Annotated in this window: 26 protein-coding genes; 6 read left to right on the top strand and 20 right to left on the bottom strand. The window is 67.8% G+C overall.

What is annotated here, in order from left to right:
- Position 1 precedes the first annotated feature (1 nt).
- From C2L80_RS00550 to thyX, 6 genes are all read right to left on the bottom strand, one after another.
- Entirely contained in the window at positions 2–790 is a 789-nt protein-coding gene (locus C2L80_RS00550; protein WP_239938613.1) for a transporter substrate-binding domain-containing protein, read from the bottom strand.
- A 46-nt stretch (positions 791–836) separates the two neighbouring features.
- Positions 837–1,568 carry an amino acid ABC transporter ATP-binding protein gene (locus C2L80_RS00545; protein WP_103262382.1) on the bottom strand — a complete coding sequence of 244 codons (732 nt, stop codon included), beginning with the start codon at positions 1,566–1,568 and terminating at the stop codon, positions 837–839.
- 358 nt (positions 1,569–1,926) lie between these two features.
- Positions 1,927–3,099, bottom strand: coding sequence for an ABC transporter permease (locus C2L80_RS00540; RefSeq protein WP_103262381.1), 1,173 nt, complete (start codon positions 3,097–3,099; stop codon positions 1,927–1,929).
- Complete coding sequence (locus C2L80_RS00535; protein WP_103262380.1) at positions 3,096–3,872, bottom strand: ABC transporter ATP-binding protein; 777 nt, start codon at positions 3,870–3,872, stop codon at positions 3,096–3,098. The genes C2L80_RS00540 and C2L80_RS00535 overlap by 4 nt, the downstream gene beginning before the upstream one ends.
- 205 nt (positions 3,873–4,077) lie before the next feature.
- On the bottom strand, positions 4,078–5,493 hold the full coding sequence (locus C2L80_RS00530) for a DUF1385 domain-containing protein (RefSeq protein WP_103262379.1): 1,416 nt from the start codon (positions 5,491–5,493) through the stop codon (positions 4,078–4,080).
- A gap of 1 nt (position 5,494) precedes the next feature.
- Positions 5,495–6,175 (bottom strand): FAD-dependent thymidylate synthase, encoded by a 681-nt coding sequence (thyX, locus tag C2L80_RS00525; protein WP_087195347.1) that lies wholly within the window; start codon positions 6,173–6,175, stop codon positions 5,495–5,497.
- Between the two features lie 113 nt (positions 6,176–6,288).
- On the opposite strand from thyX, the gene C2L80_RS00520 reads away from it, so the two are divergent.
- Positions 6,289–7,197: a class I SAM-dependent methyltransferase gene (locus C2L80_RS00520; protein ID WP_103262378.1), complete on the top strand. Its 909-nt coding sequence runs from the start codon at positions 6,289–6,291 to the stop codon at positions 7,195–7,197.
- Positions 7,198–7,254: 57 nt separating this feature from the next.
- On the opposite strand, the gene C2L80_RS00515 is transcribed toward C2L80_RS00520, so the two are convergent.
- Together C2L80_RS00515 and C2L80_RS00510 are read right to left on the bottom strand one after the other, a co-directional pair.
- Positions 7,255–7,941 (bottom strand): flavin reductase, encoded by a 687-nt coding sequence (locus C2L80_RS00515; RefSeq protein WP_087195349.1) that lies wholly within the window; start codon positions 7,939–7,941, stop codon positions 7,255–7,257.
- Positions 7,942–8,865: 924 nt separating this feature from the next.
- A complete protein-coding gene (locus C2L80_RS00510) occupies positions 8,866–9,483 on the bottom strand; it encodes a nucleoside-triphosphatase (protein WP_103262377.1) in 618 nt (205 codons plus the stop codon).
- 94 nt (positions 9,484–9,577) lie between these two features.
- On the opposite strand from C2L80_RS00510, the gene C2L80_RS00505 reads away from it, so the two are divergent.
- From C2L80_RS00505 to C2L80_RS00485, 5 genes are all read left to right on the top strand, one after another.
- Positions 9,578–10,381 carry a DUF364 domain-containing protein gene (locus tag C2L80_RS00505; protein ID WP_092200733.1) on the top strand — a complete coding sequence of 268 codons (804 nt, stop codon included), beginning with the start codon at positions 9,578–9,580 and terminating at the stop codon, positions 10,379–10,381.
- A 1,033-nt stretch (positions 10,382–11,414) separates the two neighbouring features.
- Complete coding sequence (locus C2L80_RS00500) at positions 11,415–12,539, top strand: FecCD family ABC transporter permease (protein ID WP_103262376.1); 1,125 nt, start codon at positions 11,415–11,417, stop codon at positions 12,537–12,539.
- Entirely contained in the window at positions 12,536–13,345 is an 810-nt protein-coding gene (locus C2L80_RS00495; protein WP_103262375.1) for an ABC transporter ATP-binding protein, read from the top strand. The genes C2L80_RS00500 and C2L80_RS00495 overlap by 4 nt, the downstream gene beginning before the upstream one ends.
- Positions 13,342–14,487: an ABC transporter substrate-binding protein gene (locus tag C2L80_RS00490; protein ID WP_103262374.1), complete on the top strand. Its 1,146-nt coding sequence runs from the start codon at positions 13,342–13,344 to the stop codon at positions 14,485–14,487. Before C2L80_RS00495 ends, C2L80_RS00490 begins: the two co-directional genes overlap by 4 nt.
- 94 nt (positions 14,488–14,581) lie before the next feature.
- Positions 14,582–15,796 (top strand): molybdopterin molybdotransferase MoeA, encoded by a 1,215-nt coding sequence (locus C2L80_RS00485; RefSeq protein ID WP_103262373.1) that lies wholly within the window; start codon positions 14,582–14,584, stop codon positions 15,794–15,796.
- 198 nt (positions 15,797–15,994) lie between these two features.
- Here C2L80_RS00485 and rpmE read toward each other — a convergent pair whose 3' ends face one another.
- From rpmE to rpsB, 12 genes are all read right to left on the bottom strand, one after another.
- Positions 15,995–16,483 carry a 50S ribosomal protein L31 gene (rpmE, locus tag C2L80_RS00480; RefSeq protein ID WP_092200817.1) on the bottom strand — a complete coding sequence of 163 codons (489 nt, stop codon included), beginning with the start codon at positions 16,481–16,483 and terminating at the stop codon, positions 15,995–15,997.
- Positions 16,484–16,889: 406 nt separating this feature from the next.
- On the bottom strand, positions 16,890–17,843 hold the full coding sequence (locus tag C2L80_RS00475; RefSeq protein WP_087195357.1) for a DUF1848 domain-containing protein: 954 nt from the start codon (positions 17,841–17,843) through the stop codon (positions 16,890–16,892).
- Positions 17,844–17,879: 36 nt separating this feature from the next.
- Entirely contained in the window at positions 17,880–18,779 is a 900-nt protein-coding gene (gene rhaD, locus C2L80_RS00470) for a rhamnulose-1-phosphate aldolase (RefSeq protein WP_087195358.1), read from the bottom strand.
- A 289-nt stretch (positions 18,780–19,068) separates the two neighbouring features.
- Positions 19,069–19,449: a desulfoferrodoxin family protein gene (locus tag C2L80_RS00465; protein WP_087195359.1), complete on the bottom strand. Its 381-nt coding sequence runs from the start codon at positions 19,447–19,449 to the stop codon at positions 19,069–19,071.
- 40 nt (positions 19,450–19,489) lie between these two features.
- A complete protein-coding gene (gene lgt, locus C2L80_RS00460) occupies positions 19,490–20,323 on the bottom strand; it encodes a prolipoprotein diacylglyceryl transferase (RefSeq protein ID WP_087195360.1) in 834 nt (277 codons plus the stop codon).
- Positions 20,324–20,449: 126 nt separating this feature from the next.
- The gene (locus C2L80_RS00455; protein ID WP_087195361.1) at positions 20,450–20,668 is read right to left on the bottom strand and encodes a UDP-N-acetylmuramoylalanyl-D-glutamate--2,6-diaminopimelate ligase; all 219 of its coding nucleotides are present in this window, start codon (positions 20,666–20,668) and stop codon (positions 20,450–20,452) included.
- Between the two features lie 155 nt (positions 20,669–20,823).
- On the bottom strand, positions 20,824–21,117 hold the full coding sequence (locus C2L80_RS00450) for a hypothetical protein (RefSeq protein WP_087195362.1): 294 nt from the start codon (positions 21,115–21,117) through the stop codon (positions 20,824–20,826).
- A gap of 34 nt (positions 21,118–21,151) precedes the next feature.
- Positions 21,152–21,385, bottom strand: coding sequence for a NifU family protein (locus C2L80_RS00445; protein WP_087195363.1), 234 nt, complete (start codon positions 21,383–21,385; stop codon positions 21,152–21,154).
- 152 nt (positions 21,386–21,537) lie between these two features.
- Positions 21,538–23,028 (bottom strand): LCP family protein, encoded by a 1,491-nt coding sequence (locus C2L80_RS00440; protein WP_087195364.1) that lies wholly within the window; start codon positions 23,026–23,028, stop codon positions 21,538–21,540.
- 9 nt (positions 23,029–23,037) lie between these two features.
- Positions 23,038–24,324, bottom strand: a complete 1,287-nt coding sequence (gene murA / locus C2L80_RS00435; RefSeq protein ID WP_087195365.1) for a UDP-N-acetylglucosamine 1-carboxyvinyltransferase — start codon at positions 24,322–24,324, stop codon at positions 23,038–23,040.
- Between the two features lie 249 nt (positions 24,325–24,573).
- Positions 24,574–25,440 (bottom strand): translation elongation factor Ts, encoded by an 867-nt coding sequence (tsf, locus tag C2L80_RS00430; protein WP_087195366.1) that lies wholly within the window; start codon positions 25,438–25,440, stop codon positions 24,574–24,576.
- A 94-nt stretch (positions 25,441–25,534) separates the two neighbouring features.
- Positions 25,535–26,344 (bottom strand): 30S ribosomal protein S2, encoded by an 810-nt coding sequence (gene rpsB / locus C2L80_RS00425; RefSeq protein WP_087195411.1) that lies wholly within the window; start codon positions 26,342–26,344, stop codon positions 25,535–25,537.
- Positions 26,345–26,578 lie beyond the last annotated feature (234 nt).

The following is a 26,578-nucleotide window of genomic DNA, read 5'->3' as shown; positions in this document are numbered from 1 at the left end:
GCTACGACCCTCCCTTCCCGCCGTCCGCGTCGCCTTGATCAGGAGCATCGTCCGAAAGGCCCCAGCGCTCCTCGAGCGCTCCGAGCGTGCCGTCGGCCTGCATGGCGGCGACGGCGTCGTCGATACGCCCCGCCAGCTCCGTGTTCGACTTCTTCGTGGCCACGCCGTACTCCTGAGGCGAGAGGTGCGTGTCCAAAAGCATGGTGGAGTCGTCCACGTAGCCGTTCAGAATGGAGCGGTCCACCGAGAACGCGTCCACCCTTCCCGCCACGAGCGCGATCTTGATCTCGGGATACGTCGAGTATTCGGCGAACTTCATATGGATGCCGATCTCGTCGCCAGCCGCCGTGAGCTTGTCGCGCGTCGTGGCCGAAAGCGCCACGCCCACGGTCTTGCCGTCGAGGCCCGCCAGATCGACGATGCCCGAGGACCGCTTCACGAGCACGCCGATGTGGTCGGTGTAGTACGGACGCGAGAAGTTGTAGCTTCTCTTGCGCTCCTCGGTGATGGTGAACGTGGCCAACGTCGCGTCGAGCGTGCCGTTGTCGAGCATCGCGCCGCGCGTGGTCACGTTCACGCCGGTCACCTGCAGGGCGTCGGGACTGCCCTTGATGCGCTTCGCCAACTCGCGCGCGATGTCCACCTCGAACCCTTCGATGTTGCCCGTCTCGGGGTTCTGAAACCCGAAACCGGGCACGTCGATCTTCGTGCCCACGCGCAGCACGTTGGGATCGGACGCGCACCCCGAGAGGCCGGCCGCGCCGCCGAGCGCGAACGTGACCGCGGCCATCGCCGATGCTCGTATGAATGTCCTCCTCGCGATCATGGATGCGCGCCTACAGTATCTTCGACAGGAAGCTCTTGACGCGGGCGTTGTCGGTCTCGTCGAACAGGTAGCGCGGCGTGCCCTCATCCACCACCAGCCCGTTCTCCATGAACACCACCTTGTCGGCCGCCTCGCGGGCCAGGCCCATCTCGTGGGTGACCATGACGATGGTCATGTTCGTCTCGGCGAGCGACTTGATGACGTCGAGCACCTCCTGCACCATCTCGGGGTCAAGCGCGCTCGTGGGCTCGTCGAGCAGCATGATCTTCGGGTGCATGTTGAGGGCGCGGGCGATGGCCACGCGCTGCTGCTGGCCGCCGGAGAGCTCGTCGGGGTACTTGTCCACCTTGCTTTCCAGCCCCACGCGCTCAAGGTAGGCGAGGCCGTCGCGCTCTGCCTGCTCGCGCGGGACTTTGAGCACTTTGACGGGGGCGAGCGTCACGTTCTCGAGCACGGTCTTGTGCGGGTAGAGGTTGTAGCTTTGGAACACCATGGCCACGTCTCGGGCGAGCGCGCGGGCGTTCACCTTGCGGTCGGCCAGGTTCATCCCCTCCACCACGACCGTGCCCGCGTCGGGCACTTCCAAGCCGTTGATGCAGCGGATGAGCACGCTTTTGCCCGAGCCGGACGGGCCGATGACGACCACCTTCTCGCCCTCGTCAACATAAAGCGACACGCCCTTGAGCGCCTCGACCGCGCCGAAACTCTTGCGGATGTCCTCGACCGCGATCGCCTGAGCCACGAGATGTCCCTCCCCTGCGCTTCAAGGCCGCGAATGGCGAAGGGCGCCGCGGCCGACCAACACCGACTGAACGTCCACCAAGTCTAGCACGCGCGCCATCGTCCCAGATGGCGGGGAGTTTACGGATGCTTGACGAGACCACCGAGCACGCATCGGAGGCAGAGCGGGCGAAACGGCAAGCGCGCTGAAGCCACAGCGAGGGAATCGACTCGCAAAAAAAGCAAAAGCCCCTCCGAAAGGAGCCTTTCGGGCAGGGGCCGGCAGAAGCCCGCGCCCGGACGGCGCGCCGTCCGGGCCTCTTTCCCCGAGGACTCTCGCTCGACGAACGAACGCCTCGGATTCGAGCGCGGCGCGGACGTCAGCGGGCGAACATGAGCCGCTCGCTGTCGAACATGCGCTGCAACGCGAGCACGCCCACGGCAGTGACCGCGAGGTTGCTCGCCACGCACGCCGCGACGTTGACGGGCTGAAGGTCGAACGAGAGGATGCCGATCATGCACTGCACCGAGTTGTACAGCGGGATGAGGTAGTACCCCACCTCGGCCCGAGCGCTTCCGAACATGCCGAGGACGCCCACCAGCATAACCGCGATCATGAGCGGCGTCATGAGCATCGTGGCCTCCTTCACCGACTTGGCCAGCGTGGACACCACGGCCACCAGCATGACGACGAAAAGCGTCGTCGACAGGACCACGAGCGCCAAGAGCAGGTAGTCGGCCGGCCCGTACACGTTCACGTCCACGGCGCCCTGCATGATGCTCGGAAGCCCCGCGAGGATGCCGAGCAGGCTCGAAGCGGCGATGAGCAGCCCGATAGCCGTGATCGCGAGCACCTTGCCCAACGCGATGTCGCGCCGGCTGACGGGCGTCGCCAAAAGCGTCGCCATGGTGCCGCGCTCCTTCTCCCCCGCCACCGATTCGGCGGCGATGGACATGACGCTCGTGAACACGAGGATGACCAGCAGAAGCGGCACGACGGACACCATGACGCTGCCGGCGACCTCGCGCTCGTCGGCCACGTCGTACTCTCCCGCCCCCGCGTTCACGTCGAAGCGGTTCGACAGCGACGACTCGTAGGCGTCGAGCAGCGAGGAGAACATCGAGTACGCTTGGGCCGAGTCGGGTTCGACGGAGTTGAAGTACACCTCCACCTGGGGCGCCGCCTCTCCCGACGCGGGGTCGTAGGCGGCCACGGCCTCGTCGAAGCCCTCGGGGAACACCGCGAACGCCTGCACGTCCCCTTGCGCTATGCGCTCGCGCATCTCCTCGGCGCCGGGAAGCGCGTCCTCAGCCGCCGTGTCGATGCCCGCGGACGACGCGAACGCCGCGACGCTGGCCGGCTCGTTCACCACGGCCACCACGGGCCGCTTCGCCTCGTCGGGAGCGAACATGCTGCCCATCGCGTCGCCCATGAACGTCCACATGAAAAAGATCAGCAAGCCGGGCAGCGCGATGGACACGAACGCCGAGACTTTGCTGCTGAAGAAGCGCGCCAGCTCCTTGCGCGCGATGACGAAGGCGCATCTGCTCATAGGGCCTCACCTGCCCGTGCCGCGTACAGGTCGAAGAACGCGTCTTCAAGGGAGCGCCCACCCGTCACCTCGGGCAACGTGCCCGAGGCCGCCATGCGTCCGTCGATGACGACGCCCACGCGGTCGCACACCTTCTCCACGAGGCTGAAGATGTGGGTGGACAGGAGCACCGTCCTGCCCTCGGCGGCCAGCTCCAGCAGAAAGTCGGTCACCGTCTTGGCCGTGAGCACGTCGAGGCCGTTCGTGGGCTCGTCGAAGATGACGACGCGCGGATCGTGCACGAGCGACACGGCCAAAGACGCCTTCTGCTTCATGCCGGTGGACAGGTCGGCCACCTTCGTCTGGGCGAAGCGGTCGATGCCGAAACGGGCGAACAGCGCGCGCTTGCGCTCGTCGCGCGACGACGCGTCGACGCCGCGCAGCTCGGAGAAGAAGTCGAACAGGTAGTCGGGCGAGAACGCGTCCTCAAGCTTGAGCTCGCTTGTGAGGAATCCCACGCGGCTGCGCACGCGCATGGGGTCGGACACGACCGACGCGCCTTCCACGAACGCGTCCCCCTCGTCGGGCTTCACGAGCGCGGCGAGCATGCGCAGGGTCGTGGTCTTCCCGGCGCCGTTCGGTCCGAGCAGTCCGTAAACCTCTCCGAACGCGACGTCGAACGAAAGGCCGTCGACGGCGGTCTTCACGCGAACGTCGGTGCGTTCGAGCTTGCGCTGCTTGGCAGACAGCTTGAAGGACTTCCGCAACCCCCGTGCGGACAGGGCTGGCTCCATCGGCCCACCTCTCCAAAACGAATCGGAAACAAGTTCGGACGAGTATAGCAAGAAAGCGCAGGGGGGGGGGGCAAGCGAAATCGCGCGAACCACGCGAAATCTCCCCGGCCGCTCCGGGATCGCGCCCCTCGAAGCGAACCGCAGGCGAAGCCTTCGGCGCAGGAGCAATCGCCTTCCGCGCGCTCGGCGCGCCGCCCTATGCGCCCTAGGCGGCAGCGGACGCGCGCCCGGATGCGCCCGCGACGGCGCGCTTCTCTTCGGCGCGCTCGCGCTCGAGCACGCGCTCCATGGCGGCGATGGCGCACTCGATCTGCCCGTCGTCGGGCTCGTTCGTGGTCAGGTACTGCATCTGCATGCCGGGCCACAGCACCACCTTCACGAGCGGGTTCTCGGGGCGGCTGCCCGCCCACTTCACGGTGATCTCGTAGGAGACGCCGGCGATGACGGGCATGAGCAGGATGCGCGCGAGGATGACGAGCAGAAGCTTCGGCGCCCCGTCCGGCACGCCCCACAGCTCGATGAGGCCGTTGATGGGCGTGACCGTGTACACGAAGATGGCGATGATCATCACCATGATGAGGAACGCCGTGCCGCAGCGCACGTGTAGCCGCGGGAAGCTGCGCGCGTTCTCGGGCGTGAGGGGAAGCCCGTGCTCGTAGCAGTGGATGGCCTTGTGCTCGGCTCCGTGGTAGCCGAACATGCGCTTGATGTCGGACATGCGCCCGATGAGCCAGAGGTAGAGCACGAACACGCCCACGCGCAGAAGGCCGTCCACGACGTTCCACAGAAGCGTGTTCGAGTCGTACTCGCCCACGACGAGGTTCGTGAGATAGGCCGGCGCCGCGATGAACAGCACCACGCCCAGCACGAGGCCGAGCGCCATGGAAACCGCCATCTCCCTCTTGCCGAACTCCACCTCTTCGTCCATGAAGGACTTCTTCTCGGACCGAGGCTCGGGCTCCTCGACCACCTCGAGCGCGCGCTGGGCGCCGAGCGCGTCGATCATCGTGTCGGGGCGCCCGAAGTCGTCCTTCCAGGAGAAGGACGGGGACGTCGAAAGGGGCTGCGAAGGGACCGTGCCCTCGTTCCCGCCGCCGGCGCTCCCGCTCTTTGCGCCCGCAGAGGGGCGCTCGTCACCAGCGCCCTCATTCCTTGAGTCTGCGGAGGAACCCCCGTCGCCAGCGGGCCCGTCGACGGGCGCGATGGAAGGCGGCGCCGGCTCGCCTGCCACCATGGAACGGGGCGTGGGTTCGCCAGGCGCTGCAGGAGGCGGCACCGGCTCGCCAGCCGCGCGGGGCTGGCGCGCGTGCTCGTCGGGCTCCTCCTCCCCGAACGCGTGCAGCGCCGCGATCTCGAGCGCCTTGTACCCCAGCACCAAAGACTCGACCATGGCGCGGCATCCGCGCACAAGCGGCCAGCGCAGCCAGTCCGCGCCGCCCTTCGGGCCGGGAAGGTCGTGCTCCTCCACGTAGATGCCGCCGTTCGGCTCGCGCACGGCCACCGACCAGTTGTGCTTGCCGCGCATCATGATGCCTTCGATGAGCGCTTGGCCGCCGACGTGGGTTTTCAGCGCGCCGTCCTCGGTAAACGCGCGCGCGAGATCGCCCTTCCGCTCGGCCATGCTAGCCTCTCTTCACGCGCGGATACGGGTTTCCGCAGGTCATCTTTCCCTCGGGGCAGTTCCCTCGGATGCACGGCGCGCCGGCGTCCATGAAGATGAACGGCGCCGTGGGCCGCGCCAACTCCAGCATGCGGTGCGCCATGGCGCGGATCTCCCACTGCGCGCGGTTGCAGCAGCGCAAGGAGAAGAAGTGCAGCAGCTCGCGCACGTTCATGGTGATGACGATCTTCGTCTCGGCCGCGTTGGGCAAGAGGTAGCGCGCATCCTCGGCGGGCACGCCGGCGGCCAGCAGCTTCTCGTAGGCGGCGATGGCGGCCTCGATGGCTTCGTCGAACACCGTGCTCGTCTCTTCGCTCGCTGCGACGCTCTCGGGCTTCACCGTGGCCAGGCCGTCCGTGAACCTCACGTAGCGCTGGCTCTGCTGGTTGAAGCTGGCGATGCGATGGCGCACGAGCTGGTGCGTGAGCGCGCGCGACACGCCGTCGACGGCGAACGTGTAGCTGGCGTGCTCGAGCGCGGAGAAGTGGCCGCTGCCCATGATGGTGGACAGCACGCTTCTCACGCGCTCCTCGGGCATCGTCTCCATGAGCTCGGCCGCGCCGACGGGCGCGTAGCACAGGCGCGCCGCCGTGGCGATGGCGCGCTCGGGGTCGGGCGTGTGGTACAGCAGTTCGACGTGCATGGGATGGATGCTCCTCGTTTCGGGATAAATTCGGCGATCCGCGCGCACAAGGGCGCCGCCTTTCGCTACTATAGTAGCCGATGCCGGCAACCAGCGAAGCGAGAGGCCCTCCCATGCCCGAAAACAACATGTCCGAACCCGCCGAGTTTCAGCTGACCACCCGCGACTGGAACGACGAGTGGAAGCGGCTCCAGCAGAAGCGACGCCGGTTCGACGACGCCGGCTACTGGGACAAGCGCGCCGCCACGTTCTCCACGAAAGACGCGCCGAACCCCTATGTCGAACGGTTCCTCGAGCTGGCCGGAATCGAGCCGGGCGAGACGGTGTTCGACATGGGCTGCGGCACGGGCGCGCTGTCGGTGCCGCTCGGCAAGCGAGGCCATAAGGTGGTGGCGGCCGACTTCTCGCGCGGCATGCTCGACCAGCTGCGGGCGGCGCTTGACCGAGAGGGCGTAAGCACCGTAACCCTCAAGCAGATGAGCTGGGAAGACGATTGGCCCAGCTTCGGCGTGCGCCCCGGTGCGGCGGACGTCGCCTTGGCCTCGCGCTCGGTGGCGACGGCCGACCTCAAAGACTCGCTTCTGCGCCTCACCGACGTGGCGCGCCGCCGCGTGTGCGTCACGCTCGCCACGGGCACGTCCCCGCGCACCGACGAGCGCATCCTCAATGCCATCGGCCTCAAGAGCGTGCTCGGCCGCGACTACCTCTACGCCTTCAACATCCTGGCGAACGAGGGGCTGCGACCCGAGGTGGCCTACATCGACAGCACGCGCACCGACACGTTCGACTCCTCCGACGAGGCCTACGACGCGTTCGCCCGCATGGCGAACGACGCCACCGCGGCGCTCGTCGGCGAAAAGGAGCGCGCCGCGGCGCTCGCGCGCCTGCGCCCCTGGCTTGCCGACAACCTCGTGGCCAACGAGCGGGCGGGGCGGCCCGACAAGAAAGGCGTCCCCGAAAAGGCCCTGCGTCTGCGCGAGCCCCGCGTCGTCACCTGGGCCTTCCTCGCTTGGAACATATGATGCGAAGCGGGTTCGGACCCGACGGCCCGAACCCGCTTGCGCAAGCGCGAGGCGCCCCTACAGCTCGATGCGCTCGAACATGTCCTTGCCCACCCCGCAGACGGGGCAGACGAAGTCATCGGGCAGCTCGTCGACGTACTCGATGTGGCCGCACAGCGTGCAACGCCAACCGAACCTCGGCTTCGTCGGCTCCGACGCATCCGCGCCCGCAGCGCCGCCCGCGCCCTCGGAGGGCTCCTCGGGCAGGAAGCTCGACGCCTTCGGCGGGGTCTTGCCGCCCTTCACGAGATGGTAGTGCGCGTAGGTCATCGGCTCGCCGTCGCGCAGCGCCTCTGCCTCCTCCACCTCGCCGACGTAGAGGACGTGCGTGCCGAGGTCCACCGTCTGCACCACGCGCACGGAGAACCGCGCAACGCACTGCTCGGAGACGAAAGGAACGCCCGCCCCATCGACACCCGTCTCGCACGCGGCCAGCTTGTCGACATCGAGACTGCACCGAAAGCCGAACATGCCGATAAGCTCCATAGCGGCGTCCTGCGCCAAGCACGACACGGCGAACCGGCCCGAGTCGGCAATGACGCCGGTGGTGGCGTTCTCTTTGTTCAGCGCCACGCTCACCTGCAACGGCGAAGACGTGACCTGCTGAAACGTGTTGGCAACGCAGGCGGCGCGACGCTCGCCGTCCGTAGCGGCGACGAGGTAGAGGCCGTAGCTCAAGCTGCGAAACGCGGTTTTATCGATCATGGAGCGCCTTTCCTTCGACGGTGCGGTTACCCATAAAATGATAATCGTTCTCATTAAGAAGCACAAGGACGATTGTCGCCGAATCCGGAACGCCGCATCCGAAACGCCGCATCCGTCGCACCCATCGGCCCACCGATGTCGTTCCGGCAGAAGGGCCCCTCCTTTTGGCAGGTTTTTTCGGAAATCCGCCATCGCCTTCGACGCATCTTGAAAACGCTCGCAACCGACCAGGGGATACCGAAAAGACGCAGCGTGATCGACGGGTTGCCGAGCCCTCCGACGGAGGTTTTCCGTCAATTCCCGCCACGAACGGGGAAGCTCTATGTCAAACCAAGGTTGATGTAGGCCGGGCCAGTCCGCCGAGCGAGGCCCCGCCGGCGCTTCGGAAGGCCCCGCCCGTCGGGCGGGAAGGGATCTTCCGAAGCGCCCGGCCAGGGGAAGCTCGGCTCGATATTGGGCGAATGCAAGCTCGTGTCAATCCTGGTTCAATATAGAGCGAAGAAAGGCAGACTAGAGGATGCGGGTGAGAAGCGCGGGAGGCGCAGAGCACGAGGAGCCCATGCGCCGTAGCGAGGCGGGAGGGCAATGACGCGACAAGACGAGGGCGCGAGCAGGAAGCGAACGGCGTGGGGTGCGGCGCGCGAGGATGGCGACGCGGAAGAGCAAGGGAGGGGACGCGAAACATGGCGAAGGCGGGACGGCAAGCGCGCTCGTCCCCAAACGAGGCGCAACCCCGCCGAGGGGTCGCGGAGCGCAACCGCGCTGGGAGGCGAGGCCGAAAGGATCTCGATGGCGAAAGAGGCCCTTCCGATGCCGACGCCCTTCGCCCCCGTGCGAGAACTTTGCCGCAAGCGCGAAACAAGGAGGCAGAAGCAGGGGGCCGGAATCGAAAAGCTGCGCGACTGCGAAGGGCCGGAAGGCCCCTCAGGACGCGAGGCCGCACGCGGCGCGCACGAGGCCGCGCGCGCCGTCGTCGGGAGAGATCGCCCTCGCACCTCCCCACGCCGCGCCGAAACGCTCGACGGCGCGCGGAAGCAGCCAGTCGCGCACGACGGCGAGCGCGTGGGGGAAACGCGCCGTCGCGCCGCGGGCGAGCAGCTCCGTCGCCGCGACGAGGCCGCATCCGCGCTCGAGCTCGAGCCGTCCGAGCTCGTCCACCACGAGCAGCCTCGGACGCGCCTCCCCCTCCTCCGCGCCGCCGCGCATGCCTTCGGCGATGAGCCCGAAGTGCGCGTTCACACGCGCAAGAGCGTCATCGGAGATGTGCCAAACCAGCTGCGCGGCCTCGCTCTGGCTTTCCGGATCGAACGACCCCTCGGCGCGCGCGAGGTCGCGCCGCCGCGCGAACGCGACGCGCTCGCCGTCCGGCAGCAGCACGTTGTCGATGCCGAGCTTCTCGAACCCGCCCTCCCCCGCCGCGCGCCACACGCCGGGAGCCACCACGCCCGCCACCTCGCACCCTTCCGCAGAAAGCTCCGAGGCTAGGCGCTCGAGCCAGCGCGTCTTGCCGATCTGCACGTCGCCGGTGAGCAAAAACAGCATGGCTCCTCCCCTCCTTTTCGCTTGATTATCCTCAAACGTGCATTATACTCTCTCGACAGCCCGGGAACGCGAAATACGAGAAAAGGAGCACGCCATGAACCCTCGCGAACGCACAGAGCGCACAGACCCCTGGAGCCTTTACCGCACGCTGATCGAGGGCGTTCCCGACGGCCCGTGCGTGCGCGACTACTGTCTGGGCACGCACTGGTCCTACGTCGAGGCCGACTGCGGCATGGGCGTCAGCTTCACCTGCAAGGGAGGCGCGCGCGGACGCGAGGCGCGCGACCTGCGCGGACTGCCCCTGCGCGAGGCGGCGCGGTTGTCTATGTCGTGGCGCTTCGAAGAGGCCACGCTCGGCGTGGCGGCCCTTAACGCCTATTACGCCCAGCGTTCCCTCCTCGACGGCCTCGGCGCATCCTACGACGATCCCATCGAGCTTCCCGACGACGCCATCCGCAAGATGGACGCCTTCGAGCTGCACCGTCCGCGCATCGAAGCGTCGGCGTCCAAGAACGTGGTGGTGGTCGGCCATTTCCCCCATGTCGGGCGCATCGCCGAGTACGCGAACCTCACCGTGCTCGAGCGCAACTGCGCGCACGACCTCGACACGCCCGACCCCGCCTGCGAGTACGTGCTGCCCGGCGCCGACTTCGCATTCTTCACGGGCGTCACCCTCATCAACAAGACCGCACCGCGTCTGCTCGAACTCGCATCCAGCGCGGAAACCGTGCTCGTAGGGCCCAGCGTGGTCATGTCGCCCGCGCTTTTCGAGCACGGTGCGGACGTGCTCGCCGGCAGCGTGGTCGCCGACCCCGAAAAGGTGCGCTTCGCCGTGAAGAACGGGGCGGGGCGGTTCTTCGGGGAGGCTTTGGCGATGGCCTCGCTCTCCCGCCTGTAGCCTCGCGAGAGGAGACGCCCCGCCCTCCTCGCTGGCGAGCGGCGCCGCGAGCCTGCGGAGCCGGCGGCAAAACGCTTCCGGCTCCCAGCCGAACAAGACGGTTAGCTCTAGGGCCGCCCTCTCGCGCCCCTGATTTCCCGCATCTCTGTCAAACCAGGATTGACACGAACCCATGTTTGCCAATCCTTGAGCCGGGTTTGCTCTGGCCGGGGTTTCGGAAGGCCCCCGCCCGCCCGGCGGGCGGGGGCCCTGCGGCGTCGGCGGGGCGTTGCCCGTCGGGTCGATCTGGCCTGCATCAATCTCGGTTTAACGGGGACAGGCGATCCCCTTAGCACAAAATCACGGTTAAGAACGATTTTTCGACTAGATCGAATTTTGCGACCTGGCGTTTCTCCGAAAACGCTCCTCCAGGAAGCAGGGAAATCGTTCTTAACCGTCATTTTGTGCTAGTCGCCTCCCCTGCCGCTGTTGGGCCAGGATTGGCAGAGGCCAGGTAGACCCGCCGGGCAAGGCACTCGCCGACGTCGCAGGAGGCCCCGCCGGGCGGGGAGGGGGCTTCCGAGGCACCCGTTCAGGGGGAAGCTCGACTCGATGATGAAAGAATATGGGTTCGTGTCGATGCTGGTTTGACAGAGAGTCTCTCCGCTCTCCGTCAAACCAGCATCGACAGGGATCGGGTCACCCGCTACCCAAAGCCCCACTAGCGCAGCTGAAGCCCCTGATCTGACGAAGGCGCCCTCCGCGATGCCCGATCGCAAAAAGCACGGCCCGAGGTCCGGCGAACACAAGTTCACATCGGCTTCGGTTTTGCAAAGAGGAGGAAACGAAGCCCTCCTACGGATGGGTGCCCCTCGGAAGCGAACGCCTCTCGAAATCGGATGCCGATATCTCGCGGTGCCCTCGCCAAGGCCAACGCTCAACCTGTCGCCGCCCCCTTCGGCAACGCCTCCTTTCCCCGTTGAATTTATTTCCATTTTTCTATATACTCATTTAAGTATTATTCTCGATCAAGGAAATAAAGAGAGGGAGGGGCATGGGAAACGGTACCGGAGAGCCGCGAGCCGTCAGCGGGGCATGCCCCGCTGACGGCGAGGGGACGTCCCCTCGCCGCGCCGCCGACCAAGACGAAGCGCGCTGCGCCTCAAGGCGCAGCGCTCGCCGCTCCAACCTCGCGATCGCCGTTCTCGCAGCGCTGCTCGTGGCAAGCTCCCTCGTCTCGCTCATGCTGGGCCGCTACCCCATCAACCCTGCCGAGGCGGTGGGCATGCTCGCCCACCTGGCCGTCCCCTTCGACCCGTTTTGGACCTCGCAGCAAGAGACGCTCTTCTTCCAAGTACGGTTGCCCCGCATCGTGCTCGCGCTCCTGGTGGGATGCAGCCTCGCCGCCGCGGGCGCAGCCTACCAGGGCACGTTCCAAAACCCGCTCGTCTCGCCCGACATCCTGGGAGCCTCCCAGGGCGCCGCGTTCGGCGCAGCCGTCGCCATCCTGCTCGGCTGCACATCGCTTTTCATCTCGGTGAGCGCGTTTCTCTTCTCCATCGCCGCCGTTTTGCTCGTGCTGCTCATCGGCAGCCGCGCCCGGGGCAACCACCTGCTCATCGTGGTGCTCGCCGGCGTCATGGTGAGCTCGCTGTTCTCGGCGGGCGTCTCCTACACCAAGCTCGTCGCCGACCCGTCCGACCAGCTCGCCGCCATCACCTACTGGCTCATGGGCAGCCTCACCGGGGCGAAATGGGGCGACATGGCCCTGGCGGCCGCGCCCATAGCCGTCGGCCTCGTCGTGCTGTTCGCCCTGCGTTGGCGCATCAACGTGCTCACCATGGGCGATGACGAGGCGTCCACCATGGGCGTGAACGCGCGCCGCGTGCGCCTTTTGGTCATCCTCGCGGCAACGCTCGTCACCGCGGCCAGCGTGTCCATATCGGGCATGATCGGCTGGGTGGGGCTCGTCATCCCCCACTTCTCCCGCATGATCATCGGCTGCGACTACCGCAAGCTTCTGCCCGCGAGCATGCTCATGGGCGCTACCTTCCTGCTCGTCGTCGACGACCTCGCCCGCCTCATGGCGTCCTCCGAGATACCCATCGGCATCCTCACGGCCTTCGTGGGCGCGCCGTTCTTCCTTTACCTCATCACGAGGAGGAAGCAGCAGCTATGAGCATCGATGTGAAGGGACTGGGCTTCTCCTACGGGCGTCGCGACGTGCTGCGCGACGTGAGCTTCTCCATACCGGACGGCATGCTCGTGAACGTGCTCGGCCCCAACGGCGTGGGCAAATCCACCCTGTTCCGCTGCATCCTCTGCCTGAACACGGGCTGGACGGGCAGCATCACGGTGAACGGAAGGGACCTCCGATCGCTCTCCGTGCGCGAGCGCGCCCGCGAGATCGCCTACATCCCCCAGTCGCATTCCTCCGTCTACGACTACAACGTGCTCGACGTGGTGCTCATGAGCGCCAGCGGCGGCGTCGGGATGTTCGGCTCGCCGAAGAAACGCCACGTGGAAAGGGCGTGGGAGGCGCTCGAACGCGTGGGCGTCGCGCACCTGGGGCACCGCCCCTACACCCGCATCTCGGGAGGCGAGAAGCAGCTCGTGCTCATCGCCCGAGCCATCGCCCAAGACGCGCGCACCATCGTGATGGACGAGCCCACGAGCGCTCTCGACTACGGCAACACGGTGCGCGTGCTGTCTGCCGTGCGCCAGCTCGCGCGCGAAGGCATGTCTATCGTGCAGTCGACGCACCAGCCCGACCAAGCGTTTCTCTACGCCGACCGGACGCTCGTGCTCAACGAGGGCCGCGTCTGCGCTTACGGCGACCCGAAAGACGTGGTCACCAAGGAGCTCGTGAGCGCCATCTACCACGTGGACGTGGAGGTTTGTTCCCTGTACGGCGACAAGGTGCGCGTCTGCGTGCCTGTTAGCGAATTGGACCGCAAGCAAGCAAGGGAGGAAGCAGAACGATGAGAAAGGAACCGATGTCCAAAAGAAGGAGGGCGACCGGCATCGCGCTCGCAGCCGCTTTGTGCTGCGGGCTTGCGATCGGCGTCGTCGGCTGCTCGCAAAGCGGACAAGGCGGCCAGGACGCCTCGGGGGGATCTGCCGCCGAGCAACAGGCCGCCGAGAGCGAGACCCGCACGTTCACCGACTCGGCCGGACGCACGGTGGAGGTGCCGGCGCAGATCGACCGCATCGCCCCGGCGGGCCACACCGCCACGCAGGTGCTTTTGACCATGGCGCCCGAGAAGATGGTCACCTTGTCCCAAGAGCTTTCGGACGACCAGGCGAAGTACCTGGGCGAAAGCTACGCCGAGCTGCCCGTGACCGGCGCGGCCTTCGGCGCGAAGGGCGACCTCAACAAAGAGGCCGTGGCGGCTTCCGGCACCCAGATCCTCATCGACACCGGCGAGCTGAAGGACAACATCGCCGAAGACCTCGACACGCTGCAAGAGCAGCTGGGCATCCCCGTCGTCATGATCGAGACGACGATGGACACCTATGCCGACGCCTACGAGATGCTCGGCGAGCTCCTCGGCATGGAGGAGCGCGGACGCGAGCTGTCCGAGTACTGCAAGAGCGCCTACGAGGAGACGACCTCCGTCGTGGAGGGCATTCCCGACGACGAGCGCGTGCGCGTGGCCTACCTGCTCGGCGACAAGGGCACGAACACCATCGCCAAAAACTCCTACCAGGGCCAGGTGGTGGATCTCGTGGCGAACAACGTGGCCGACCTCGGCGAAGTGTCCGGGAGCGGGCAGGGCGTGGAGATCAGCATGGAGCAGCTGGCCCTGTGGAACCCCGAGCTCATCCTGTTCGCCGAGGGCAGCATCTACGACACCGTGGGAGACGACGCGGCCTTCGCCGATTTGGACGCCGTCAAGAACAGCGCTTACTACGAGGTGCCCACCACGCCGTGGAACTGGCTCAACAGCCCGCCGACGGTGAACCAGGTGCTGGGCATGCAGTGGCTGCCGCGCCTTCTGTACCCCGATCAGTACGATGACGACCTGTACGAGACGGTGGCCGGCTACTTCAAGACGTTCTACGGCTACGACCTCTCCGAGGCCGAGTTCGACGAGATCGCCGCGAACGCCCAGCCCAAGGCCTAGCGCCGCTCAGCTGTTGCGAACGCATCCGAGGAAAGCCCGGCGCTCGTCGGGCTTTCCTGCTATCATCAGGGGAAAACCAACCGAGGAGGTGCATATGGGAGAGAAGATCATGGACGGCTTCCCCACGCGCGAAGAGGCGCTCGCCGACTTCTTCGCCGCCTGGGAGCCGATGCGGCGCGTCGAGCACGTCGCGCTCGACGACGCGGTCGGGCGCGTGCTCGCCTGCGACCTCGCATCGCGAAACACGCTGCCGGTGGTGCGCGCGTCGTCGTTCGACGGCATCGCGGTGAGGGCGTCGGCGTTTAAAAACGGCGTGCCCGATGCGAGCGGATGGAGGCCCGGGGCAGATTACGTGCGCGCCGACACCGGCGACGACTTCCCCGACGCGTTCGACGCCGTGGTGATGATCGAGAAGGCGGCCATCGGGGAGAACGGCTCCGTGACGTTCGACGACGATGTGGCGGTCGAACCCGGTTCGGGCGTGCGCCCGCGCGGCTCCACGCTGCGCGAGGGCGAGCCGCTCATGAGCGCCGGCAGCATCGTCCGCCCCACCGACTTGGCCGCGCTCGCCATGGGCGGGATCTCGATGGTGCCCGTGCGCGCCAAACCGCGCGTGGCGTTCATACCCACGGGCAGCGAGCTCGTGCCCGCCGGCATCAAGCCCCGGCGCGGGCAGAACGTGGACGCGAACAGCCTCATGTGCAAGCACCTCCTCATCGAGTACGGTGCCGAGCCCGTGGTGTTCCCCCTCGTGCACGACGATCCCGCCGAGCTCGAGCGCGCTTTCGAGGCGGCGCTTTCCACCGCCGACGTCGTGGTGGTCAACGGAGGCTCGGCCCTCGGCGAAGAGGATTTCAACGCGAAGCTGATCGAGGGGCGCGGGCAGGTGGTGCACCACTACATCGCCGCCGTGCCGGGACGGCCGCTCATGATGGCCGTGGTCGATGGCAAGCCGGTCGTCAACCTGCCCGGACCCGTCATGGCCGCCTATTTCGGCTCCGAATGGTGCCTGCAAGCCGTCACGGCGCGCATCCTCGGCATCCCCGTGCGCCGGCATCCGACCGTGCGGGCGCGAGCGGATGCCGCGAAGGCGAGCATCCCCAAGATGGCGAACATCGCCCGCGTGCGCGTGACGCGAGACGACGAGGGCTACATGGCGCACTTCCTCGACTTCAAGGCCGGAGAGCTGGCCGCGTGCATGACGTCGAACGCCCAGCGCGTCTCGCCCCTCGGCGAAGCGGGGTGGGACAAGGGAGACGTGCTCGACGTGGAGCTGTTACGCGGCGAGGAGTTCATCGAGAAGAGGTGAGCGCTTTTCCTTCCGCAAGCGGCAAACCGCCCTGGAGCGCACGAGGGAGGGTTGCGAGGAAAGGAGGGGCACGGGGGTTGCGGCCCGAAGCCTGCGCCCTCCGCTCCTCGCACAGCCCGGCGCACCCTCGAATGAACGCGAAAGCGCCCGGTCGATGACCGGGCGCTCGTCTGACATGGAATGTCGGCGCGAAAGGCGCTATTCGGCGGCAGGAGCCTCCGCAGCGGCCTCCTGGGCCTCCACGACCACGGAATCCGCAGCGGCGGCCTCTTCTCCAGCGACCTCCGCCTCGGTGCCGGCCTCGACAGCTGCTTCCTCGGCGGCTTTCTTAGCCTCGGCGGCAGCGGCCTTCTTCGCGAACTCCTCGGCGCGCTTGGCCTTCTCGGCGGCCTTCGCTTCGCGCTCGGCCTTGCGCTTCGCTTCGGCCTCGGCCACCGCGGCGGCACGCGCGGCCTTGCGGGCGGCCTCGCGCTCGGCCACCGTCTCCTTGGCGGCGCCGAACTTGTCGGCGAAGCGTTGGACGCGCCCGCCGGTGTCGACGAAGCGCTGCTGGCCGGTGTAGAACGGATGGCACACGTTGCAGATGTCGATCTTCAGCTCGGGCTTCGTGGAACGCGTCGTGAACGTGTTCCCGCAGCTGCACTTGACCGTGCACTCCATGTACTCCGGATGAATTCCCTGTTTCATGTTCCTGGTTCTCCTTTACGAGCCTTGGTTTCCGACCAAGGCGAAGACAAGCCTTTGCACTATAGCACAGCCCGCCCGATCATGCACGGGGTTCTCAGGGATTTCGCAAGAATCCACAGGATCCCTCGCACGCCCTCGCGCTATTGCGAAAGGATTCGCCAATCGCCGCAAAATGCGCGCTTGGCGAACGGGTTTCGACGATCGCAGGGAAACCGAAGGAGAGGCGATCGCTCGTTTCGGCGACCCGGGAAAACGCCGCAAGCGAAACCTCTTTGCGCGGATGCCGAAGCCACGCGGGCGGCAAAGCAGTTCGCCAAGCGCGCATTCCCGTCATTTCGAGGGAAGGCCCGGAGGCACGGTGCGGGACAACGCCCGTGAAAGCGCCGCCGCCGTCCGCGCAGCCCCTCTAAAAGAGGCGCCCCTGATCCTCCCACAGGCTGCGTTGTCCTGCGCGGAACTCCAGCGCCGCCGCGTCGCACTCCCCCAGAAGCACCGGGGAGGCGGGGTCGTGCCGCGCGCGGTTGCGGGCGATGGTGCCCGGGTTGAAGTTCGCGTAGCAGTAGGCGCACCCGTGCGCGCACGTGTTGTACGCGCCGATGTCCACGCTCTCGACGCACCCGCACGCATCCCGCTGGTTCTTGTCCTTCGCGGCCCGCAAGGCGCACCCCGCCCGCGCGCCGCCGGATATCCGCTCGATCAGCGCGGCGTCGACGCAGCATCCCCGCTCGATGCCGTGGCGCGTCAAGTCAACCTCCTCGGCGCAGGCGGCCATCGCAAGGCCCGCCGCCCGCGCGATGCCGGCCAGCGTCCCCGCAAGACGGTCCTGCTCCTCGGCCGTGCCGCCGCGCAGCCCCTCCCGCCCCATTCTGCGGACGGTGCGGTAACCCTCGTCCAAGAAGCTGATGACCACGCGCTCCGTGCATCCGCGCAGCGCATCCACTAAGCCGCCGAACCGCTCCGCATGCCATGCCTCGGTGTGCGCATCGCCGAGGAAGATGGGATCGTAGCGCCAGATCACCCGCTCGGGGCCCACGGCCTCCGCAAGCCGCCTGAACGTGTCCGCCACTTCGCCCTTGCCGCGCACGCCCGGCTCCACGTCCCTGCCGTACGGCGTGAGGGTGAACTGGAAGTAGTAGGAGAACCCGCGCTCGTCCAGCTCGCGCAGCCGCCCGAGCATCGGAGCGGGATCCTTCGTCCAGAACACGATGGCGTCCACCGCCTCGGGGTCGAGCCGCCACTTCGCCATCTGGTCCGCGTTGAAGGGGTTGCGCGTGACCACGAACCCCTCCCGCACCCGCTCGAAGAACCACTCCGAGTAGAACGCCGGGATGTCAGTGCGCCTGCTCGCGCTGATGATCATAGCCTCCCTCCCCCTCGTGCGACGGGAAACGACCCGCTACGAAAGGAACGCCTCGTTCACGGGAAGGCGGTACGCCTCGGCGATGCCGCGCAAGCCCTCGTCGGGGATCGAGAAGGGAGGCTCGCCGCCGCTCATCGCGCGCACGCTCGCATAGATGCCCGCGGCCTTCGCGAGGGCGTGCATGAGCCCGAACGCCGCGTCGAAGGTGGGGCCAGGGCAGAACGCGCCGTGGTGCGCCCACACGCACGCATCGAAGGAGCGCATCGCCTCGGCCGTGGCCGCGGCGACGGCGGGCCCTCCCGGCACCGTCCACGGCACCACGCCGATGCCGCGCGGGAACGCCACCATGCTCTCCATGAGCACCTTCCACAGAGCGCGCGTGAACGTGCGCGCATCGGGCGGCAGCACGCTCGTGAGCGCCACGACGTCGGCGGGATGCGCATGGTAGAGCACGCGGTCGGCCCCGCCGGTGACCTCCTTGCGCACGGCGTGGACGGTCGCATGGCTCGCAAGCTCGCTCGTGGGCACCGCGCCGCCCTTGAAGCCCCAGACGATGCGCCACGCGTCGCCCGAGGGGCCGATCTCCACGATGCCCGCCGCGGCGTCGGGGTCGAGCGGCACCGCGCGCAGATGCGCGCCCGCCGCCGTCACCATCAAGAACTCGCCGCGCAAACCGTCCGCCTGAACCCCGAGGGGAACCCACGAGCTGGGGTTGTCGTAGAAAAACGAACGGCACGAGGCCACGTCCTCGGGCGCGAGGCGATACGACAGGTTGCCGCCGTTGCCCTCGTGCCAGCCCTGGCCCCACCCGTCGGCGCACAGGCGCACGAACGCCTTGGCGAACGCCTGCTGCTCCACGGCCACGCCCGAGACGGCTCCCTTCGCCGCCGACACGCCCTTGTCGAGCATCTCCTGCGCGTTGTCGAGAAATCCCATGATCGTCCTTTCGTCCGCAGCCGTGCGCCGCAAGCCCCGTCGGCCAACCGGCGCGCCCTCGCCTTCGATTGTAGCACGGCCCCCTCCCGCGAAAAGCGGCCCGACGCAAGCTCCAAAAGGGCCAAGCCCCGTCGCCCGGCGCGCGGCCCCGTCGCGCAGCCGAACCTCCATCGTGCGCTCGGTCCCCGTCGCACGACCTTCGCAGCGGCACGCAAAAAGCGCCCGCCCCGATGATCGGGACGGGCGCTCAAGGCGGTCCGAACCGCAGCGCAGACCTCGAAGGCGAGGGTTACACCTCGGCGACCCAGAGGCCGTGGAGGTTGCAGTACTCGTACACCTTGACGGGCGCGTCGCCCTCTGCCACGGCGAAGTCGGCCGTCGGCGCATCGGCCGACGTGAGTTCGCGGATCTGGTAGCCGTTCTTCGTGACGAGGCAGATGAAGGAGATCAGGTGCTCGTCGGTCATGGGGTGCAGCGTGCTGCCCACCTCCACGTGGACGTTCGCGCCGTCAACAGTGACGACGGGCACGTGCTTCTCGACGGCGGCGTCGGTGGTGTTGGCCGTAAGCTCGGCCATCGGCTCGCCGCAGCACACGAGCGGCACGCCCGCGTCGAAAGGCTTGACGGCCACGTTTCCGCAGTGCAGGCACTTGTAGAACTTGAGATCCATGGTGAGTCCCCCTTCTATCGTTTGGTTTCCGACCTATATGTTACTCTTTGCATTGCATTTCAGGAAGCCCCTGCTGCGGTTTTTTCACGACAAGCGCATAAACGAGCACGCCCGCCCCCACCGCGACGAGCGGCGCCGACAGAAGCTGCCCCATCGTGAGCCACCCGCCCCACAGGTACCCCAGCTGCACGTCGGGTTCGCGCACGAACTCGACGAGGAAGCGGAAGCAGCCGTACATCACCAAGAACAGCCCGAGAAACGTGCCGCGGGGCCGCGGCGGCAGACGCCGCGACAGCAGGTAGAGCGCCGCGAAGATGACGACGCCCTCGAGCAGCGCCTCGTAGAGCTGCGAGGGGTGCCGCGCCATCGTGCCCGCCGCGCCGCCGAACACCACGCCCCACGGCGCGTCGGTGGGTGCGCCCCACAGCTCTCCGTTGATGAAGTTCGCACAACGGCCGAACAGAAGGCCGAGCGGCGCGCCGATGCAGCCGAGGTCGGCCAGCGTGAGGTACGGAATGCCGGTGAGCCTCCCGGCCACAAGGCCCGACAGAAGCGCGCCGATAAGGCCGCCGTGGAAGCTCATGCCCCCCTCGTTGAACGCGAAAATCTTCTCGGGATGCGCCAGATAGTACCCGTCGCCGTAAAAGAGCACGTAGCCCAAACGCCCGCCCACGATGACGCCCACGATGACGCAGAACATGATGGTGAGCAGCGAGTCCGCATCCACGCGCACGCGCCAGCGGCGCGCGACGCGCCAGACGACGAGGGCGGCGCACACGAATCCCAGCACGTAGGCCACGCCGTACCAGCGCACGGTGAAAGGCCCGAGAGAGAACAGGACGGGATCGATGCTTTGGTAGATGTCGTTGAGCATGAAATTCCTTCTTCGTCTTCAGAAGATGCCGCTCGAGGCCCGAAGCAAACGCTCGGACAAGGAGCGCGCGGATGACCGCCTCGGACGCACGGCCAAGACGGACGGAGAACGGCCGGCGAGGCGGCGTCACTCCCGGCCCATGCCGGCACCCACCTCGATGGCGGCGAACCGCACCTCGTCGAGCAGCTCGGCGGGGATGCGCTGCATGCTCGACACGACGGCTCCACAGCGCGGACAGCGCAGGGTGAACAAAGCCAGATCGGCGCGAACCACCATCATGGCGTCGTAGCGACGCACATCCAGCTTTTCGCTCCCGCAGGCGGGACACGACACGCCCTGGCTCATCGTCTCACGCTCCTTCGCTCGCTCGCATGCTTCCTTCGTCGCCCATTGTAGCAGAACCGCCGGAAAGAGCAGTCGCGAATGCGGGGCGTCGCCCCCTCCTCCCCACTCCGCGTTCCCCGCAACGCGGAGCGGCCGCCCGCAGGCGGCCGCTCGGATCACAGCAAAAACCGGTTCGGGTTGCCCTGGCGCGCCACGGCCCCTGCCTCGCGATCGGCCACGCTCGGCCCCCGCACGAGGAAGTGCTCGCAGAAGCGGCACACCTCCTTGACGGCGGCGTCGTAGTCGCGCTCGGGGTTGAGCAGCACGTTGAAGTCCTGGCACACCACATGGGTGTCGCGCTCGCACGCCGCGAACCGGCAGTCGGCGGGGCACGGCTCGCCGGGGATGTTGTGCGGGCAGCGCGACCTCATCTCCTCGTCGCAGCCGCGCAGCTCCCAGCACCGCGCCACCGTCCTCCCCTCCGCTCTCTCGTCTCGCACGGCCCTACAGGTCGGCGGGGACGACCTTCGTCACGCCGGGAACGCGCTCCTTGAGGATGCGCTCGACGCCGTTGGCCAACGTCATCTGGGACATCGGGCAGCCCTTGCAGGCGCCCTGCAGCTCGACGGACACCACGCCGTTCTCATCGACGTCGACGAGCTTCACGTCGCCGCCGTCGGCCTGCAGGCTCGGGCGGATGAGGTCGAGCACGGCCGCCACATCGCTTCTCTCTACCATGGAATCGCTCCTTCTCCGAATTGGCTGTTCTCGGGTGCCGATTCTACCACAGACCGCCCGCTGCGCTGCGAGCGTCGGCGAAATGCGGAGAGAATGCGCAGGGGCTGCCGCGCCGTACGGAGGGCATCGGACGCGCGGGACGAGCGGCGGCGCTACGCCGTGGGCTTCCAATCCTCCCCGAGCACCACGAGCACGTCGCTTTCGAACGTGTAGAACCCGTTGCCCGCCACCGTGCGCCCGAACCCGAGCGCATCGACCACCGTCTGGGCCGCCGCCTCGTAAGCGTCGTCGTTGTAGACGACGAGCGTCTCGTCATAGGCGGCGTAGACGTCGGTGTTGCCCGTCTCGACGACCTTGAAGCCCCGGCCTTCGAGCGTTCCCGCAAGCTGCGCCGCCCCTCCGGTGATGGCGGAGCCGTTGCGCACGGTGATCGTGAAGCTGGCGGGATCGACGCTCGACGCCTCGTCCGCAACCGCCGGATCCTCCCCCGCTTCGACGCGCTCCATCATGGCCGACCACGCGTCCGACGAGGCCGCGTACAGGCTCGTCCCGCCGCTTTGGAGCTCCTGGCCGGGAACGAGCGCGCCCCTCACCGCCGAGGCGTCCATGCCGCGCAGCTTGCCGGCCAGGGAGAGCGCGCCTTGCGCGCCGAGGTCGGTGCGGAAGGACCCGCCCACCTCGTCGAGCAGCGAGAGGAGATCGAGCGTGCCACCGCCGAGCAACTTGAGCGAGAGCGCCCCGAGCACGGCGCGCTGGTTAGACGCCTGCTGCTCGACACCGCTCTCGAAGTTCGACGCGCGCAGAAGCGTGAGGGCTTCGCGGCCGCCGAGAACCTGGCGCCCGGCGGGCAAGTACACGTCGCCCGCAGTCGGATCGTCCACCTCCTCCGAGATCTCCGTCTCGACGCCCCCCGCCGCGTCGACGAGCCGCATGATGCCCGCAGCGTCCGTCTTCACGAAGTGCGCGATATCGACGCCGGCGAAATCGGACACCGCCTTCACGAGCGCCGCATCGCCGCTCGCCGCCGCGTCGCGCACGGGATGCGCCTCCCCGTCCGAGAGCACGACCCTGAGGTTCGCGGGGATCGACACGACCGAGACCGCTCGCGCAGCCTCGTCGATGCGAACGAGCGCCAAGGCGTCCGGGCCCTCGACGGCCCCGGCCGAACCGGCTTCATCCAAATCGGCCGCGACGAGCGCGTAGAACGGCTCGCCTTCCTTCTCCGCAGCGAGCGCAGAGGAGGCGTCCGAGCCGGCAAGCCCCATCCTTGAGTCGAGCGACCCGAAGAACGCAGCCGCACCCGCAACGCCGGCTGCGACGAGCGCGACGAGCGCGCACGCGACGAACACCGCGATGCGCCGCGTGCGAGCATGCCGGCGCACTTCGTCGGCGAACTCGCGGCGGCTCACGCGGCGCGCGTACTGCGACGAGCTCTCCCGCGTGGCCGTGGACGGCAGGATGGTGTCCACGTAGCCCCGGGTGGCGCGCCGCTGCTTGCGCGGGTTCGAGAACCCCACGGACGCCGCGTTCGTGTCCGCGCGCGAACGGCGCGGCACGTGGGTTCCCACCGTGGCCGTGCGCAGACGGCGCGAGGTCAGCTTCGAGCGGGTCGCCGTGAAGCCCTTCTTGCGACGAAACGCCATGCGCTTTCCCTACCGGCCCGACGCCGCGTCCATCTCGGCGCGCACGACGTCCGCTCCGAGGGCGCGCAGCTTGCCCGCGTAGTCCTCGTAGCCCCGGTCGATGTGCGCGATGTTGTGCACGCGCGTCTCCCCCTCTGCCGCGATGCCCGCGAGCACGAGGGCCGCGCCCGCGCGCAAGTCGGTCGAGGACACGTCGGCGCCCTGCAGCACGCCCACGCCGCGCACGAGGGCGTGATGGTCCTCGATGGCGATGTCCGCGCCCATGCGGGCAAGCTCGCTCGCGAACATGAAGCGGTTCTCGAACACGTTCTCCGTGATCACCGACATGCCCTCGGCGCGCGCCGCGAGCAGCATGAACTGCGCCTGAAGGTCGGTGGGGAACCCAGGATGCGGCAGCGTCTGGATGTCGATGGGGCGAAGCGGACGGGTGCGCCGCACGCTCACCCAGTCCTCTCCCGTCTCCACGTCGCATCCCATGGACGAGAGCTTCATGAGCGCGACGCGCAGATACGACGGGTCGATCCCCCGCACGGCGAGAGGCCCTCCCGTCAGCGCGCCGCCCGCCAGAAACGTCCCGGCCTCGATGCGATCGCCCACCGTCGTGTGCTCGCAGGGATGCAGATCGCCGAGCGAGACGCCATCCACCTCGATGATGGCCGCCCCAGCGCCGCTCACGCGCGCGCCCATGGACGAGAGCATGCTCGCGAGGTCGACGATCTCGGGCTCGCGCGCGGCGTTCTCGATGACCGTGCGGCCCTCGGCCACGACGGACGCCATGAGCAGGTTCTCCGTGGCGCCCACGCTGGGGAAGTCGAGCACGACGTGCGCGCCGTGCAGACCCCGCGGCGTGGAGGCCTCGAGGAATCCGTGATCCATCGAGAACTCGACGCCGATGGCCTCGAGGCCCACGAGGTGCATGTCGATCTTGCGCGCGCCGATCTGGCAGCCGCCCGGCATGGCCACGCGGGCGCGCCCGAAGCGTCCGATGAGCGGCCCGAGCACCGAGATGCTCGCGCGCATCTTCGACACGAGCTCGTAAGGAGTCTCCCATGCGGCCACGGCGGCCGTGTCCACGAGCAGGCTGTGCCCGTCGCGCTCGACGACGGCCCCCAGACGGCGCAGCACCTCGGACATGATGTCGATGTCCGAGATGAGCGGGACATTGCGAAGCGTCGTCGCCCCATGGCCGAGCAGCGCCGCGGCGATGAGCTTGAGCGCGGAGTTCTTCGCGCCGGACACGGCCACCTCGCCGGCGAGCGTGTCGTTGCCTTGCACGATGATGATCTCTTCTGCCATGGCCGTCCCCCGTTCAAAGACGGACGCTCGTCGCGTCCGGAATCGATTGCCACCATTATAGGAAGCTTGAAGGAGGCGGAGGAGCGCCCGCCCCGCCCCTTCACAACGAAAGCAGAAGGACCGCGAACGCGCCTTGCGAATCGCGACTGCCGTTGCGCCGCCTTACGGGCGACAATGCGCGCGACGAGAACGCAAAAAGGCCCGAAGCCGAAAGGCTTCGGGCCTTGCGCAAGCGATGACGCAGAAGCTTTACGCCTCTTCGCCGAGGACGAAGCGCTTGAAGCCGGTGATCTTGATGTCGCCGCCCAGGCTCTTGGCCACCTCGGCGGTGTAGTCGGCCACGCTCTGATCCGGGTTCTTCACGAAGGCCTGCTCGGTAAGGGTGTTCTCCTTGAAGAACTTCTCCAAACGACCGGTGGCCATCTTCTCCTGGATGGCCTCGGGCTTGCCGGACTCGGCGGCCTGAGCCATGTAGATGGCCTTCTCGTGCTCCACGATGGCCGGATCGACGGCCTCGCGGTTCGCAGCGACCGGCGCGGCGGCGGCCACCTGCATGGCCACGTCGCGGCCGTACTGCGCGAACTCGGAGGACGCGGGGTCGATGCCCTCCACGTCGAACTGCACGAGCACGCCGATCTTGCCGCCGCCGTGGATGTAGGACGACACGGCGCCGCCCTCGACGACGGCGAAGCGGGCGAGCTGCACGTTCTCGCCGAGCGTGTGGATGGCGTCGGTCACGACGGCCTCCACCGTCTCGCCCTCGGCGTCGGCGGCCTTGAGGGCCTCGAGGTCGGCGGGCTTGGCGGCCAGCGCGGCGCGGGCGATCTTCTCGGCGTAGGCCTTGAACTTGTCGTTCATGCCCACGAAGTCCGTCTCGCAGTTGATCTCGACGACGGCGCCCGTCGTGGCGTCGTCGGAGACGATGGCCATGACCGTGCCCTCGTTCGTGGCGCGGCCGGCCTTCTTGGCCACGGCGGCCAGACCGCGGGTGCGCAGCACGTCGACGGCCTTGTCCATGTCGCCTTCGGCCTCGACGAGCGCCTTCTTGCACTCCATCATGCCGGCGCCGGTCATCTCGCGAAGCTCCTTGACCATGGAAGCGGTGATGTCAGCCACGTTGTTCCTTTCTCTCGCGATGCGCGCCTCGATGCGGCGCGCGGGGTGGGAGCGCCGCCCGGACGGCGGCGCGTTCGTTCGGTGGGAAGGGCGGCTACTCGGCAGCCGCGGCAGGAGCCTCGGCGGCCTCCGGAGCGGCGGGAGCCTCGGCAGCAGCGGGGGCTTCAGCCGCAGGGGCCTCGACGGCCTCGGCCTCGCCCGCCATCTCGGCGGCCGTCACCGGCGCGCCCACGCCGGCCACGACGGCGTCGGCCACGAAGTCGGCGAGCAGACGCACGGAGCGGATGGCGTCGTCGTTCGCGGGGATGCCGTAATCCACGTCGTCCGGGTCGCAGTTCGTGTCGAGCGTGCCCACGACGGGGATGTTCAGGCGGCGGGCCTCATGGATAGCGATGGCCTCGCGGTTCGTGTCGATGACGAACACGGCGTCGGGCGTGCGCTTCATGTTGCGGATGCCGTTGAGGTTGGTCTGCAGCTTCGACAGCTCCTTGCGAAGGAGGATCTGCTCCTTCTTCGGCAGCACCGCCATGCGGCCGTCGGCCTCCATGGCCTCGAGCTCCTCCATGCGCGTGACGCGGGAGCGGATGGTGACGAAGTTCGTGAGCATGCCGCCGAGCCAGCGGGCGTTCACGTACGGCATACCGCAGCGGTTCGCCGCCTCGGAGACTGCCTCCTGCGCTTGCTTCTTCGTGCCCACGAACAGCACGGTGCCGCCCTTCTTGGCGAGCTCGGACACGAACGTGTACGCCTGGTCGAGGCCCACGAGCGTCTGCTTGAGGTCGATGATGTAGATGTCCCCGCGGCTGCCGAAGATGTAGGGCTTCATCTTGGGGTTCCAACGGCGCGTCTGATGGCCGAAGTGGCTGCCCGCGTCGAGCAGCGTCTTGATGCCGACTTTCGTCATAGCTCTCTCCATTCGTTAGTCCTCTGCCCGCGGTCGTCCCCTGCCTCCGCAGCCTTTTTCGGTTGGCCACTGGCGGAGCGGGTCGCGCGAGCATGCGTAATAAGAAACCTCAGAAGTGTACCACAGGATCGATGATTTGCAAACAGCGCTTTCGCGCGGCATGCGACATGCGGCGGCATGCGACCCGGCACGCGGCGCTTGCGGCGCGCGGGACGAACCCGCGCGCCGCGTCAG

This window comes from Rubneribacter badeniensis (assembly GCF_002899695.1).
GTDB classification, from domain to species: Bacteria; Actinomycetota; Coriobacteriia; order Coriobacteriales; family Eggerthellaceae; genus Rubneribacter; species Rubneribacter badeniensis.
The sequence above is the reverse complement of the archived record's forward strand: the minus strand, read 5'-3'. Positions and strand labels throughout refer to the sequence as shown.

Coding starts and splice junctions, on each gene's coding strand:
- C2L80_RS00550 (WP_239938613.1), bottom strand. CDS start 790: ATGGCCGCGGTCACGTTCGCGCTCGGCGGCGCGGCCGGCCTCTCGGGG.
- C2L80_RS00540 (WP_103262381.1), bottom strand. CDS start 3,099: ATGAGCAGATGCGCCTTCGTCATCGCGCGCAAGGAGCTGGCGCGCTTC.
- C2L80_RS00535 (WP_103262380.1), bottom strand. CDS start 3,872: ATGGAGCCAGCCCTGTCCGCACGGGGGTTGCGGAAGTCCTTCAAGCTG.
- C2L80_RS00530 (WP_103262379.1), bottom strand. CDS start 5,493: ATGGCCGAGCGGAAGGGCGATCTCGCGCGCGCGTTTACCGAGGACGGC.
- thyX (WP_087195347.1), bottom strand. CDS start 6,175: ATGCACGTCGAACTGCTGTACCACACGCCCGACCCCGAGCGCGCCATC.
- C2L80_RS00520 (WP_103262378.1), top strand. CDS start 6,289: ATGCCCGAAAACAACATGTCCGAACCCGCCGAGTTTCAGCTGACCACC.
- C2L80_RS00515 (WP_087195349.1), bottom strand. CDS start 7,941: ATGATCGATAAAACCGCGTTTCGCAGCTTGAGCTACGGCCTCTACCTC.
- C2L80_RS00510 (WP_103262377.1), bottom strand. CDS start 9,483: ATGCTGTTTTTGCTCACCGGCGACGTGCAGATCGGCAAGACGCGCTGG.
- C2L80_RS00505 (WP_092200733.1), top strand. CDS start 9,578: ATGAACCCTCGCGAACGCACAGAGCGCACAGACCCCTGGAGCCTTTAC.
- C2L80_RS00500 (WP_103262376.1), top strand. CDS start 11,415: ATGGGAAACGGTACCGGAGAGCCGCGAGCCGTCAGCGGGGCATGCCCC.
- C2L80_RS00495 (WP_103262375.1), top strand. CDS start 12,536: ATGAGCATCGATGTGAAGGGACTGGGCTTCTCCTACGGGCGTCGCGAC.
- C2L80_RS00490 (WP_103262374.1), top strand. CDS start 13,342: ATGAGAAAGGAACCGATGTCCAAAAGAAGGAGGGCGACCGGCATCGCG.
- C2L80_RS00485 (WP_103262373.1), top strand. CDS start 14,582: ATGGGAGAGAAGATCATGGACGGCTTCCCCACGCGCGAAGAGGCGCTC.
- rpmE (WP_092200817.1), bottom strand. CDS start 16,483: ATGAAACAGGGAATTCATCCGGAGTACATGGAGTGCACGGTCAAGTGC.
- C2L80_RS00475 (WP_087195357.1), bottom strand. CDS start 17,843: ATGATCATCAGCGCGAGCAGGCGCACTGACATCCCGGCGTTCTACTCG.
- rhaD (WP_087195358.1), bottom strand. CDS start 18,779: ATGGGATTTCTCGACAACGCGCAGGAGATGCTCGACAAGGGCGTGTCG.
- C2L80_RS00465 (WP_087195359.1), bottom strand. CDS start 19,449: ATGGATCTCAAGTTCTACAAGTGCCTGCACTGCGGAAACGTGGCCGTC.
- lgt (WP_087195360.1), bottom strand. CDS start 20,323: ATGCTCAACGACATCTACCAAAGCATCGATCCCGTCCTGTTCTCTCTC.
- C2L80_RS00455 (WP_087195361.1), bottom strand. CDS start 20,668: ATGAGCCAGGGCGTGTCGTGTCCCGCCTGCGGGAGCGAAAAGCTGGAT.
- C2L80_RS00445 (WP_087195363.1), bottom strand. CDS start 21,385: ATGGTAGAGAGAAGCGATGTGGCGGCCGTGCTCGACCTCATCCGCCCG.
- C2L80_RS00440 (WP_087195364.1), bottom strand. CDS start 23,028: ATGGCGTTTCGTCGCAAGAAGGGCTTCACGGCGACCCGCTCGAAGCTG.
- murA (WP_087195365.1), bottom strand. CDS start 24,324: ATGGCAGAAGAGATCATCATCGTGCAAGGCAACGACACGCTCGCCGGC.
- rpsB (WP_087195411.1), bottom strand. CDS start 26,344: ATGACGAAAGTCGGCATCAAGACGCTGCTCGACGCGGGCAGCCACTTC.